This is a genomic window from Acidaminococcus sp. (genome assembly GCA_022482815.1).
GTDB lineage: Bacteria > Bacillota > Negativicutes > Acidaminococcales > Acidaminococcaceae > Acidaminococcus.
Genome location: JAKVOM010000001.1, coordinates 1,944,212 through 1,956,545, shown reverse-complemented (window position 1 = coordinate 1,956,545; position 12,334 = coordinate 1,944,212). Strand labels below are relative to the sequence as shown.

The following is a 12,334-nucleotide window of genomic DNA, read 5'->3' as shown; positions in this document are numbered from 1 at the left end:
TATTGAAGCAAAAGAGATTTGTCAGAACGGTAAGAGGCATAGCAATTTCAGGAGGATCAGACATGATTACATACGATTACTACAGGATATTTTATTATGTTGCGCTGTTTAAGAGCTTTTCCAAAGCGGCAGAAGCACTGCACAGCAACCAGCCTAATATTACAAGAAGTATTACCAGGCTTGAAACTGAACTGGGGTGCAAACTCTTCATCCGTTCCAACCGCGGCGTCACGCTGACACCGGAAGCGAAAGCTTTATTCAAGCACGTTGCCATCGCCTGCGAGCAGCTCGATCTGGGTGAAGAAGTCATTACGAAAATGCAGGGCCTCAAAACAGGATTTGTCTCCATAGGTGCCAGTGAGACAGCCCTTCGGCTATTTCTGCTTGAACGGATTATAAAATTTCACAAGAAATATCCCGGTGTTCACCTCAAAATACGGAACAGTCAAACGCCGGATACCATCCAAGCACTGGAAAACGGAGAAGTAGAAATCGCGGTGATTTCTGCACCTTTTAAAATCGGGAAAGAATATCACGATGAAACTATCTACCGTTTCGAGGAATTTCTCATTGCCAGCCCGGAACAAAAAGAAGCCATAAAGAATATCCATTCCGTTGAAGATCTAGCCGGTGCTCCCCTCATTTCACTCCCGAGAAACAGCAGCAGTTATGAATTCTATCTCCATTATTTCATGCGGCACGGAATAAAATACAGACCGAATATCGAAACGGAAACTGCCGACCAAGTGCTTTCCCTGGTGGAACATAATTTTGGATTCGGGTTCTTCCCCGCATCGGCGGCACAGGAATATATCGACGCAGGAAAAATTGTAAAAGTCCCATTACACGTTCCGCCCATCATGCGCGAAACGCATCTTGTCTATCATCCTAAACGCGCCAAGGGGCTCGCCGCTGCAAAAGCGATTGAGTTTATAGCAAAAAAATAAAACAAGGGCTGTGAAGAAATGCTGCATCATTTCTTCACAGCCCTTGTTTTCGCTAGTTACATGTCTCTGTTGTATCGCTTCTCATCACTTCTGCTGATTCGATTGAATAATATCCTGCAGAGTTACGGCCGGATTCCGATATCTTGCCTCCGGATTGACCTCCGGAATCGTAAATCCGATTGCCTTCTGCGGGCAGGCATGGACGCAGGCAAAACAGGTTTGACAATGACCCGGCGTGAACACGGCTCTGCCATTTGACACAGCAATGGATTTGGTCGGGCATACTTTCTCACAAATCCCGCACCCTATGCAATTGTCCTTAATCAGAATCAGATGCTGCCAAAGATCTTTCGGAGCTGCCTTGATATGGGCCAGAAATTCCTGATGGGCAGCACGGTCTTTATCGGTAACAGGAGAAATCGCATGCTTCTTTTCGCGAATATCTTTCAGGATTTCTGCAAGATGTGCCTCTACCTGTGTATCCTTCTTTGATTCATAGTCCATATCAAAGTTCGGCGCCCAGTTATCAGCCATCAGAATGACCTGAATGTAGTCGGGCTCTTTGCCGCAGCTCCGGCAATAATTGAGTGCCAGCTCGGAAGCACCGCCATGACGACATCCATAGGTCAGAATCAGGTAGAAGTAATCTGTCTGAAAATCAGTATTTTTGATAAATTCTTTTACCATTTGAGGCATCTCATGTCCATAAATCGGTGCCACGATGCCGATACGTTCATCAGAAAACGTATGCTGCTCTCCATGAATCACTTGTGGAATGCTTATGGGATTTTTTTCAATCTGTCTCGCAATATAGAGGCTGTTTCCGGTTCCGGTAAAATAAAAAATCATTTCGTTCAGCTCCTTTTTAACTGACTCACTCAATTATATAATTAGAGTCTAGCTTCCGGTAGTTACTACCTGTCAAGTATGTTTTTGGTGATATTTCTGCCGGATACACTACTATAAAAAAGACCGCATTGAGAGCCTGTGCTCCAATGAGAAGTTTGGTTTGAATTTAACAGCATTTCTATCGAACCAATCCCTGCTATCCGACTGACCACCCACCGCAAGCGGTCCCCCCTTAACTTACTTTCCTTCCCCACTTCGTGGTCCGCCCTCCTTCCTAAAGGACGGAGGTGGCAGAAGAATTCCAAACCTGACGGTTTGGCTTAATTAGCACGAACAAGAGGGCTGAGGGCCGGTGCTTTAATTTTTTGTCTCAAAGAGTTTACGGTAACTTTTAATAATCAACGTAGGAGGTTTACATTATAGTGTTTTTGCAATTCAGGGTTGACTATATTCTGTTATTATTATACAATATTTAAAATTCATGAGGGAGTAGCATGCTCAATGCACAGAGGTACAAGTCAACATACCCGACTGATTCCGGTCTGGCTTGTATTAAATTGCAAGACTCATGTATAGCCGATGTTCATAGTGACACCCGCTGTGCATGTCAATCTCCTCTTTCAATGGTTCGATTTCATGCGCTGCGGCTGCCGCAGCGCTTTTTTTGTCGGCTATTTCGACAAGGGAGGTAATAACAAATGATTCTTGCATTAACCCTGTTCATTGTCATGTATGTCATCTTATTGGCATTACCGAGATACCGCTGGATTACCGCACTCATTTTTGCGGCCATTTTCGTTGTGAGCGGTATCCTGCCGGTCAGCCAGGTTTTCGGAGCGGTCGACTGGAACGTTATTTTAATGCTGACAGGCACGATGATCATTGTAGAACTACTGACTGAAAGCAGGATGCCGGCGTACCTGGCTGAGATGCTGCTGAAAAAAGTACCCAACGTCCAATGGGCCGTTGTTTCTCTGTCGGTCTTCGCAGGTCTGATTTCTGCTTTCGTTGACAATGTAGCGACTGTTCTGATGGTGGCGCCTATCGGTCTTGCCGTAGCTAAACAACTCAAAATCAATCCGGTGCCGATTATCATCAGTATTGCTGTTTCCTCCAACCTCCAGGGAGCGGCAACACTTGTCGGCGATACGACATCCATCATGCTGGGCGGCTACGCCAACATGTCGTTCAATGACTTTTTCTGGTTCCATGGCCGTCCCGGTATCTTTCTGTCGGTAGAACTCGGGGCGCTGGCAACGCTGCCGGTACTCATGTGGCTGTTTCGGCGCCATAAGGAGCCAATAAAGACGGAAGTCAGGACTGAAATCGAGGACTATGTACCGAGCGGAATCCTTATCGGCATGTTAGCCTCCCTGATCATTGCTTCGCAGTTTGAAAACAAACCGGAAGTGACCAATGGGCTGATCTGCATGGCGTTTGCGGCTTTCGGCCTGATTTATGAAAAGATTCGGAGCGGCTCCGGCTTCAGTCTCAAAGCAGTTCTTAAGACAGTGGACTATAAGACGCTGCTGCTTCTTACCGGTCTGTTCGTCGTTATCAGCGGCATTACAGAGGCCGGTGTCATCGATGCAATTGCTTCGGTCTTTGTTACAATCGGGGGCCATTCGCCGTTCATGATGTATACGCTGATAGTCGTTGTTTCCGTCGTTATTTCGGCATTTGTCGACAACATCCCGTATGTGGCGACGATGCTGCCGGTCGTGCAGGGCATCGCATCGAGCATGGGCATTGAGCCGTACGCGCTCTATTACGGCCTCTTGATTGGGGCAACGCTCGGCGGCAATCTGACGCCGATCGGAGCTTCTTCCAACATTGCCGCCATCGGCATTCTGTACAGGCACGGCTTTACCGTTTCAGCGATAGACTTCCTGCGCATCGGCGTGCCGTTCACGCTGACGGCAGTGCTGGTCGGGTATATCAGCAATTGGCTGGTCTGGGGACTTTAATTTTCATTGTGCGGAGCAAAGGTGACTTATGGTCAGCGACCAATGATATCGAAAAAAACTGTGAAATAATGTTCCTCTAGGAAACACTAAAAAGGCTTGAGAAAAAATGGAATTCCATTTTTTCTCAAGTCCTTTCTTTATTCCTGGTGGTAAACAAACGTCTTCCACACTTCTGTATTCTCTTTTATGGCAGAGCACTTTTCCGGGGTCTTCCCCAAGGTCTTTGAAGCGCCAGTGCTCCCCGATATTCACACTTGTTCATTATGCCCTGCAAGCTGGAATTTGTGTTATTTGAAATTAATGATAAAAAGCCCTACAAGACATATGCCCACCCCTAGCAGTTTATTCCAAATGAGCGGCTCATGATAAAGTATATAGCCAACAAAAATTAATGCTACCGAGAGAAAACTGTTCTGTACAATGGAGGCGGTACTAACCTGCCATCCTGCCTTGTAGGCGTATATGAATCCTGTTTCCAATCCAACAATCACGATGCCCATGGTAAATGGAGCCCAATTTAATTTGCTGTACTCTTTAACAAGACTGCCACCGTGATTCAACGCCATATACAGGGCAATACTTGCGAGGGTACCGACTGCATACGTCACGGAAAGTGAAGCAAGCGGATGCATTTTCCCTGGCACAGACTTTGCACAGATCTGATAAATGATATTTGAAACGACAACCATGGCAATTGGCCAGACATAATTGAACATAACCTATTCCTCCTAAAATAATGTATGGCCTGACTGTCGGTAGGTGCCCACCCGTATAAATTTTTTAGCATATGAAAAGGTTCTTTGTCAAATGTTAAGGTTTTTCACGTTTTCTTCGGGAGTATACCTCTCACAGTTGGAATTGATTAGGCGCCCCCGTAGGGGCAGAATGGGCCTGCGGCGCCTAGAATCCGTATTTACTGACTTACTTATCAAGGTTCATTGGCTGTAAGTGCTCTGCATGAGCAGGATTCGAATATTGAGCGGAAAGTTATAAGGACAGATCAGCTAGATAACTTTCAATCGGAATTCCCTTATATTTATCAGCGTTGTCGATATTCTTTATAATCAACTGCTGAATAGAATTCATCGCAGCACTTACTGCATCCTTCAAGGTATTTCCCATCAGATATTCTCCGGCAGTTATGGCTGTAAAAATATCGCCTGTCCCGGGAAAGCGGACCGGAATTTCCTCATACGGCAGATATATAATTTCATCCATTCCCTCTTCCTTCAGAACGGTGTAATGTTTTCCGTCACAGACCGCACTGGTGATGATACTGGACTTACAGCCAAGAGCTGTCAGTATGGAAATAATGTCCGCAATCTTCTGTTTCGTATACACTTTCTGTTCTCTGATGGTACCAGAAAGAAAAGCAGCCTCTGTCAGGTTAGGTACGCAGATGTCTGCTACCGCGCAGAGTTTCTGCATGCACTTGACAATGGATTCAGGAATGCCATTGTACAGCTTTCCGTCGTCCCCCATGATAGGATCCACAACAATGCGGGTGCCATATTGTTTCTGTTTCCGGCAGTACTGCAGAACAACCTCCACTTGCTCAGCAGAAGTGATGAAACCGGTGCAGATCATATCAAAATGAAATCCCAGATGTTCCCATACCTGGATGGTCTTTGTCATATATTCTGTCGTATCCAGAATCTCAAATTCCCCATAATCCAGTGTATTGGATACGACTGCAGTGGGCAGATTGTAAACCTGAAATTTCATATGAGATAGAATCGGAATCATCGCAGATAATGCAACTTTCCCGTAACCTGCCAGGTCATTAATCAATAGTATTTTCTTTGGTTCTTTCATTCATCCCGCTTCCTTCCAGCATCAATGCACTTATTTTGCATTCACGTGTTAATCCTATCATTTTTAACGGGACAAGTCTAACCTGCGATTAAAATCACAGGCTTCGGATGTAATATCCATACTTACTGACCACCTAACAAGGAGTCCGATAGCGAAAAGGAAAGGTCATATCTTGCTCCCGCCTCAGCCAAGCGAAGCGCCTTAGCCAAACAACGTGCCTTAGCCAAGCGCAGCGCCTCAGCCTTTACACCTGCACTGCCTCTTTAATCTTATCGAAAACGCCCTGCAGGTTGTGCGACGCCAGTTCTTTTTCAAACTTGCTCTGAATTTCAGTGAGCGACTGCTCCATGGCTTGTTGGATGTTCCTGCCGACGGGACATTGGGGATTCGGTTTCTCATGGAATCGGAACAAATGGTCTCCACTCTTTGTTTCGACAGCTCGGTAAATATCGAGATAGGTAATCTCACTAAGAGGCCGGTTGATGGTAATCCCACCGGGTCCGCGCTTCACATCGATAATCCCCGCTTCCTGCAGCTGCAGCATGATGTTCCGGATGATGACGGGATTGGAACCGATGCTTCCGGCAAGAAACTGGCTTGTAATTTTTTGAGAACCGGAAAAGAATTTCGTCGCCATGAGAATATGTACGGCTATCGTAAATTTTGTGGAGATCTGCATGTTGTACCTCCTTATTAGCTGTTTTTTTCGCCTAACAGGTTTTTATAAAGCGCAAAATCTCTGTCTTTAAATACGTTGAAAACGACCCTTTTTATTTTACTATCGGGGTGCGCATTTAGATACTCTTTAACTGTTTTCACGGCAATCCCGGCAGCCGCATCCGCCGAAAACATGAAAACGCCCGTAGAGATACAGCAGAAGGCAATGGATTCGCAGCCGTGTGCATCTGCCGCTTCGAGGCAGTGCGTATAGCAGTCAGCCAGCTTCTGTTTGTGAGACTCCTGCAAGGATCCCATAACGATTGGGCCGACCACGTGAATGACGTATTTAGCGGGAAGATTATACCCCGGCGTCACCATCGGTACGGAAACGGGCTGTTCATAGTCTTTTCCATACTTCTTTCTCAAGGCATCCATTTGCCGGTCACATTCAATGCGCAGTTCAACGCCCGCCATGGTATGAATCATATTGTCGATGCAGTTATGCAGCGGCCGGAAACAGCCGAGCATCTGCGAATTAGCCGCGTTGACGATGGCATCACACCTGAGGGTCGTAATGTCGCCCTGCCACACATACAGACGGGAATCGACGGTCGATGGCTGCAGATCCGCGCTGTCCGTAATCCCTTTTTCGCTGGTCAGCGTGCGGAGATAGGCGTCCTGGACCGCTAAAAATTTGTCCGATACCTTCCTAGGCATCCGCACGTTGCAGAGGGCACGGAAAAGTTTGAACGCTTCGTCCGGATCTTTTGGTACGGAAAGCTCACTATATTCCGGTATTTCTTTCTGGAGTTCCCGGATCAGGTACGTCACCTGCTCTATTTTTGTATTATCCATGTTACTGCCTCATTTCTTACTGACTCGATCGCTGCCGGCGTTTTCCATGCCGTGCGCCGCCCGGCTGAATTCACACAGGTTTACCCGGTCTTCGCCGAGCAGGCAGGCATGTCTTTCTCTCCAAAGCAACTTTTCGACAAATTCATTGGCAGGATGCTGCAGAATCTGGTTCGGTGTATCGTACTGCTGGATTTCGCCGTGATCCATGATAAAGACCTTGTCAGCCAGTTTCAACGCTTCCTGGATATCATGGGTAACAAAAAGAATCGTAATCTTCGTTTCCCTGTGAATCCGCATGATTTCATCCTGCAGGGAAGAACGCGTAATTTCATCGACAGCACCAAAAGGCTCATCCATCAGGAGGATATGGGGTGAAGCCGCCAGGGCCCTCGCAATTCCGACTCTCTGCTGCTGCCCGCCGGACAGTTCATCCGGATAGCGGTCTTTCATGGACGGGTCGAGCCCTACAATTTTCATCCATTTATCCACTGCCTGGGCGGTTCTTTGCTTATCCTGCTTATTCAGCAGATTCGGAACATAAGCAATATTCTCTTCAACCGTCATATTGGGAAAAAGGACACTGCCCTGAATCGCATAACCGATGGAACGGCGCAGCTGGACAGGGTCGCGGTCTTTGATATTGGTTCCTTCCACAAAGATATCACCGGCTGTCGGTTCAATAAGTGCGTTGACCATCTTGAGCGTGGTCGTCTTGCCGCCGCCTGAAGAACCGATCATGGTCACAAAATCGCCTTTTTCCACGGAAAAGCTCAAGTCTTTGATGACAATATTGTTTCCATAGGCTTTTTTCACATGTTTGAATTCAATTATTTTTTCACTCATTTTATTTTCCTCTATTTTAACAAGCCGCGTTCCTGAAGGAATGCTTTCGCCACATCAAGGGGCTGCTTTCCTTCCACTTCCACTTCGTAGTTCATGCGAACCATGTCAGCGTTCTGGATTTGTCCGGTCAGCTTGGCAAATACGTCGTGCAGCTGAGGATACTGTTCCAAAACTTCCGTTCTCACTACATTCCCACAGAGGTAGGAAGGGAAGAAATTCTTGTCGTCCTGCAGCACCACCGCGTCGGCGTCTGCGAGCTGCCCGTCCGTCGTGAAGACAACCATGACATCAATCTGTTTCTTTGCGAGAGCCTGATACTTCAGACCGATATCGAGGTCCATCGTCTTGCCAAAGTTCAGGCCATACCGGCTGCACAGCGCCTGGTATCCGTCTTCGCGTTCATAAAAATCATATTCCGCACCAAAAGTCAGCTTCGGTGCAATCTTTTGCAAATCAGAATACGTTTGAATATGATACTGATCGGCAATATCCTTGCGGATGACCAGCCCATAAGTGTTTCCAAAACCATACAGGCAGGTCCAGGTCATTCCCTTATCCTTGTATTCCGTCTGCAGTTCATCAAACTGCTTTTCTGTATAGACGCCGCTCCTTTTCAGTACCATGTTCCAACCGGTTCCGGTATATTCCGGATACAAGTCGAATTTTCCGCTTTCCATGGCAGGTTCGATATTCGATGTACCGCCGCCGACGCCTTGCGTCAGATCTACTTCAAGGTCCGTATCCTGCTGGATCAGAAATTTAAGCATTTCACCGAGAACATACTGTTCCGTCATCGGCTTCGTAGCTATATGGATAGTACGGCGGTCTCTGTGATGGGAAATGGCAGCCGTTACAATCAGGCATCCCGCGATAATAAGAGCAATAATGGCTGCAAACTTGTTCTGTCGTTTGGCTTTTTTGGAATGCTGCTGCATGCGCTTTTCCACACCGCCAAGAATCAAGTCGGCAAATAATGCGAGAGCCGCTGTAAGCAAGCTCCCTGCTACCGTCATGGCCGCATTGTTGGTCGTAATGCCGCGGTAGATGGCTACACCAAGACCTCCTGCCCCGATAAAGGAAGCAATACCGGCCAGGGCGATAGTCATCGTAACCATGTTGCGGATGCCAGACATAATGACCGGCATGGCAAGAGGCAGTTTTACTTTAAACAGGCTCTGCATACGTGTACTGCCCATGCCCTTGGCAGCTTCCACGATAGCGGGGCTGACGTTGGTAAGGCCTGTGTGGACGGCCCGGACCATCGGCAGCAGTGCATAAATCGTCAGTGCGATGACGGCCGTTGCGTTGCCGATGCCGGAAAAAGGAATCAAAAAGCCGAGCATGGAGATGGACGGAATCGTATAAATGAAATTGATAACGCCCAGCGTCAGTTTAGCGGACTTTTGATATTCGCTGATGAGAATTCCCACGATACTGCCAAAGACAATGGCAATCGCAATCGCGAGAAAGGAAATTTCCAGATGTTCTACCAGGAGCTGCAGGAAAAAATCCCATCGCGTGGTCAGAAGGTTCCAAATGTCTGAAATCATATCATTCTCCTCGTCTTACAATAGCCTGCACCGGACAATTTTCAAAGCATAACCCGCAGTGGAGGCAGCTGTCCTGACGGATCACAAAAGGCGTACCTTCCGTAATACACTGCTGTGGGCAATTGGCCTTGCATTTGCCGCATCCGATGCAGCGGTCCGTGATGACAAAACCTTTTTGAAGGGCCTTGCTTTCCCCAAAAGTAAAGCTTTCTCTGTGAATTGGACTCTTCCCGAGGTCGAAGAATTCTATATTGCCGGACTCAATCACAAAGGGATCGAGGATATAACGGGAATCGCCCGGATAGACATCCTTCATGGCCGGATTTTCTTCAAAGATGCGGTCAATCCACTTTTTCCGGTCTTCCAGCTTTCTGACGGTTCCGGTCAGGCGGATCATCTGCCAGTTTTTATTCATGCCGCTGACAGCAACGTGAGGATTACCCATAAGCTGACGGTAAAAATCCTTTCCCCGCGCCGTGCAGAAGACGAGCCGGTTTGTTTCGACAATCATGATATCAATGATACGGTTATGGGGCATTCCTTCCGCGTCTACCGTAGCAAAAGAAACATCCCTGATTTCTCTGAGCATTTGTAAGCAATCCTGTGCGTTCATTTCTTATCCTCCATCCCTGTATTCCAAGCTAATCGCTTGTTGATTCAGTTAATTTTTGCTGCTGCGTACAGCACCTCTGCAATATCACGGTCTATGCATAAGGAGCGACGACTGATTCTTACCGGGCAAACTGCCTCACCGACGTTGATGCAGACGTAAAAGGCCTTTGAATTCCGCTCCACTGCCTGCCAGAAAGGGAACTTGATGATGACGGGCGTATTCATGCCGACGCCGAGTTCCAGGTACAGCATGTGCACGTTTTTGTGCCGACGGATAAAATCTTCATACCGTTCTTCTGCCTTATACCAGCCGTCATCCTGCACAAATGAATCATCGCAGCGCAAGTTCGTAGTCATGTCGCTTCCGTCATCGGGGCACTTCGGGATCAGTTCCGTCGATACGCGCATGAGAAGCTTGCCATCCTCCGGAACCTCAAAGACGCCGTTTGCATCTCTCACAAACCCTTGTGCTTCCATCATCTTTATGATGATAGTTTCATTGTCGTACGTTTTCTTGATTTTTGGATTCACGCTTTGGAGCAGGCCGTAATCGCCCTGCGTGTAGAAGAGACGCTTTTTATCAAAACCTGCCATCTGGAACTGATGATCCACGTTGGTCGTGAGGACAAAATAATCTTTATCCTGTACGAGCGAAAGCAGCGCTTCATAGACATCGGATGGTGCTTTCACATACCGGTTGTAGTAAATGTGGCGGCTCCACCAGGCCCAGTAGGTTTCTTTGTCCGGGAAGGGATAAAACCCGCCGGAATACATATCGCGAATGCCGTATTTTTCCGCGAAATCGTTGAAATACTTATGGAAGCGTTCTCCGGAATAGGTAAATCCCGCTGCCGTAGAAAGGCCGGAGCCGGCACCGATGAGAACAGCATCTGCATCTTCCAATTGCTTTTTAAGGATGCTGAGCTGCTTTTCCGGATTCCGCGTGATGCCGTGAGTCAAACCGTCTGAATCAAAAAAATGAAACATCGTTACCTCCTGATGATGGCCTTTACCGGGCAATCGGTATAACAGTTGCCGCAGTGCAGACAGTGACGCTGGTCGATGCGGAATGGAACGCTATCGTGCTCGATGCATTGCTGCGGGCAGACGGCAAGGCACTTGCCGCATCCTATGCATGCGTCGGTAATGAAATAAGGTTCCTTCACATGACTTTCTGCATCTGATTCTGCCAAGTCACCTATCCCGAAAGATTCGCGCGTAATAGGCTTTGTGGAAAGGTCGAAATATTCGCCTTCACCCTTCACCATGCGGAAGACCACAAGGGCTTTGCGCGCTTCTTCCTGCGGATAAATTTCAGCCATATAGGGATTGGCATCAAATATTTCATCAAGCTTTTCACTGCCGATGCATTCGATGAAGCCTCTCACGGAAATCGCTTTCGTGTGCATCGTCGCATGAGCTCTATCCAGGCCTTCGCCGCCCTTCATTCCGGTAAGAGCAATGAACTTACTTCTCATCAGCTGATCGTAGAAAGCCTTGCCTTTTGCTGTAAGAAAATAAAACGTGTGATCATCTGCCAGCATGACGTCCATGGCCCGCGTGACAGGCAGCCCTTTTTCATCGACGGTCGCACAAACGACGGAATGGATATCATTGGCAAGAATTGATAAATAACGACCGGCAGATTGCATCGGATTGTCCTCCCTGAAGCATGGTTAGTGTTGATGTAAGAAGTTATATTTCATCTTGTGAATGTAATGTATCATATTACAGCTTTGTTGTCAATAATTTTATTACATCTAAGTGGACAAAAAAGATAAAAGATTCTATCCTCCATCGCAAGCGATTCTCCTTCTTTCGACGCCGCTCTGCGGCGTGAAAGAAGGTTACCCGTAGCCAATGCTTCGCATTGCCAAATGAAAATAAAAGAGGTGCGGAAATTTTGCCGTAGCAATTCTATATTTTATTTCTACTAACCGATACTAAAGTTAAAAAAATAATAAGGGTCATCACCCACCGCAAGCGGTTCCCCCTCTTCAATGCCGCACAGCGGCGTCGAAGAGGGTCTCTATATGAAAGTCCTGCCGATAATTTTTTATATTTTCTTCAAGGCAAACCGACGAAGGAGGTTTGCTTCAAAAAGACCTTCTTCCAAGCCGCTCCACTTGTCGCGGCTTCGGAAGAAGGAGGGACCGCAGTCAGCGCCGACGAAAGGAGGGGCTGACGAGTGCGGGGGATGATAGCTTCTTTTAACTAACACAAAAGGCATACGCCC

At 47.3% G+C, this 12,334-nt stretch carries 12 protein-coding genes; 2 read left to right on the top strand and 10 right to left on the bottom strand.

From position 1 onward, the window contains the following. Window positions 1-62: 62 nt before the first annotated feature. Window positions 63-947 carry a LysR family transcriptional regulator gene (locus LKE33_08450; protein ID MCH3950941.1) on the top strand — a complete coding sequence of 295 codons (885 nt, stop codon included), beginning with the start codon at window positions 63-65 and terminating at the stop codon, window positions 945-947. Between the two features lie 84 nt (window positions 948-1,031). Here the strand turns inward: LKE33_08450 and LKE33_08445 are convergent, their stop codons facing one another. Further along, entirely contained in the window at window positions 1,032-1,796 is a 765-nt protein-coding gene (locus LKE33_08445) for an EFR1 family ferrodoxin (GenBank protein MCH3950940.1), read from the bottom strand. A gap of 698 nt (window positions 1,797-2,494) precedes the next feature. Here LKE33_08445 and LKE33_08440 point away from each other — a divergent pair. Next, complete coding sequence (locus LKE33_08440) at window positions 2,495-3,763, top strand: anion permease (protein ID MCH3950939.1); 1,269 nt, start codon at window positions 2,495-2,497, stop codon at window positions 3,761-3,763. 287 nt (window positions 3,764-4,050) lie between these two features. Here the strand turns inward: LKE33_08440 and LKE33_08435 are convergent, their stop codons facing one another. The 9 genes from LKE33_08435 to LKE33_08395 form a co-directional block, all read right to left on the bottom strand. Beyond that, the gene (locus LKE33_08435) at window positions 4,051-4,479 is read right to left on the bottom strand and encodes an EamA family transporter (protein ID MCH3950938.1); all 429 of its coding nucleotides are present in this window, start codon (window positions 4,477-4,479) and stop codon (window positions 4,051-4,053) included. Between the two features lie 271 nt (window positions 4,480-4,750). Continuing rightward, the gene (locus tag LKE33_08430; protein ID MCH3950937.1) at window positions 4,751-5,578 is read right to left on the bottom strand and encodes a pyridoxamine kinase; all 828 of its coding nucleotides are present in this window, start codon (window positions 5,576-5,578) and stop codon (window positions 4,751-4,753) included. Window positions 5,579-5,822: 244 nt separating this feature from the next. After that, complete coding sequence (locus LKE33_08425; GenBank protein MCH3950936.1) at window positions 5,823-6,257, bottom strand: Rrf2 family transcriptional regulator; 435 nt, start codon at window positions 6,255-6,257, stop codon at window positions 5,823-5,825. A gap of 14 nt (window positions 6,258-6,271) precedes the next feature. After that, window positions 6,272-7,093 (bottom strand): protein-ADP-ribose hydrolase, encoded by an 822-nt coding sequence (locus LKE33_08420; GenBank protein MCH3950935.1) that lies wholly within the window; start codon window positions 7,091-7,093, stop codon window positions 6,272-6,274. Window positions 7,094-7,102: 9 nt separating this feature from the next. After that, window positions 7,103-7,936 carry an ABC transporter ATP-binding protein gene (locus LKE33_08415; protein ID MCH3950934.1) on the bottom strand — a complete coding sequence of 278 codons (834 nt, stop codon included), beginning with the start codon at window positions 7,934-7,936 and terminating at the stop codon, window positions 7,103-7,105. Between the two features lie 11 nt (window positions 7,937-7,947). After that, window positions 7,948-9,486 (bottom strand): ABC transporter permease subunit, encoded by a 1,539-nt coding sequence (locus LKE33_08410; protein MCH3950933.1) that lies wholly within the window; start codon window positions 9,484-9,486, stop codon window positions 7,948-7,950. 1 nt (window position 9,487) lies between these two features. Further along, the gene (locus LKE33_08405; GenBank protein ID MCH3950932.1) at window positions 9,488-10,099 is read right to left on the bottom strand and encodes a 4Fe-4S binding protein; all 612 of its coding nucleotides are present in this window, start codon (window positions 10,097-10,099) and stop codon (window positions 9,488-9,490) included. Window positions 10,100-10,143: 44 nt separating this feature from the next. Then, window positions 10,144-11,085 carry a Sir2 silent information regulator family NAD-dependent deacetylase gene (locus tag LKE33_08400; GenBank protein ID MCH3950931.1) on the bottom strand — a complete coding sequence of 314 codons (942 nt, stop codon included), beginning with the start codon at window positions 11,083-11,085 and terminating at the stop codon, window positions 10,144-10,146. Between the two features lie 2 nt (window positions 11,086-11,087). Continuing rightward, window positions 11,088-11,750: a 4Fe-4S binding protein gene (locus LKE33_08395; protein MCH3950930.1), complete on the bottom strand. Its 663-nt coding sequence runs from the start codon at window positions 11,748-11,750 to the stop codon at window positions 11,088-11,090. Between the last annotated feature and the right edge of the window lie 584 nt (window positions 11,751-12,334).

What these genes read in the sequence shown, in the direction of transcription:
- LKE33_08450 (MCH3950941.1), top strand. Translation starts at nt 63, where the DNA reads ATGATTACATACGATTACTACAGGATATTTTATTATGTTGCGCTGTTT.
- LKE33_08445 (MCH3950940.1), bottom strand. Translation starts at nt 1,796, where the DNA reads ATGATTTTTTATTTTACCGGAACCGGAAACAGCCTCTATATTGCGAGA.
- LKE33_08440 (MCH3950939.1), top strand. Translation starts at nt 2,495, where the DNA reads ATGATTCTTGCATTAACCCTGTTCATTGTCATGTATGTCATCTTATTG.
- LKE33_08435 (MCH3950938.1), bottom strand. Translation starts at nt 4,479, where the DNA reads ATGTTCAATTATGTCTGGCCAATTGCCATGGTTGTCGTTTCAAATATC.
- LKE33_08430 (MCH3950937.1), bottom strand. Translation starts at nt 5,578, where the DNA reads ATGAAAGAACCAAAGAAAATACTATTGATTAATGACCTGGCAGGTTAC.
- LKE33_08425 (MCH3950936.1), bottom strand. Translation starts at nt 6,257, where the DNA reads ATGCAGATCTCCACAAAATTTACGATAGCCGTACATATTCTCATGGCG.
- LKE33_08420 (MCH3950935.1), bottom strand. Translation starts at nt 7,093, where the DNA reads ATGGATAATACAAAAATAGAGCAGGTGACGTACCTGATCCGGGAACTC.
- LKE33_08415 (MCH3950934.1), bottom strand. Translation starts at nt 7,936, where the DNA reads ATGAGTGAAAAAATAATTGAATTCAAACATGTGAAAAAAGCCTATGGA.
- LKE33_08410 (MCH3950933.1), bottom strand. Translation starts at nt 9,486, where the DNA reads ATGATTTCAGACATTTGGAACCTTCTGACCACGCGATGGGATTTTTTC.
- LKE33_08405 (MCH3950932.1), bottom strand. Translation starts at nt 10,099, where the DNA reads ATGAACGCACAGGATTGCTTACAAATGCTCAGAGAAATCAGGGATGTT.
- LKE33_08400 (MCH3950931.1), bottom strand. Translation starts at nt 11,085, where the DNA reads ATGTTTCATTTTTTTGATTCAGACGGTTTGACTCACGGCATCACGCGG.
- LKE33_08395 (MCH3950930.1), bottom strand. Translation starts at nt 11,750, where the DNA reads ATGCAATCTGCCGGTCGTTATTTATCAATTCTTGCCAATGATATCCAT.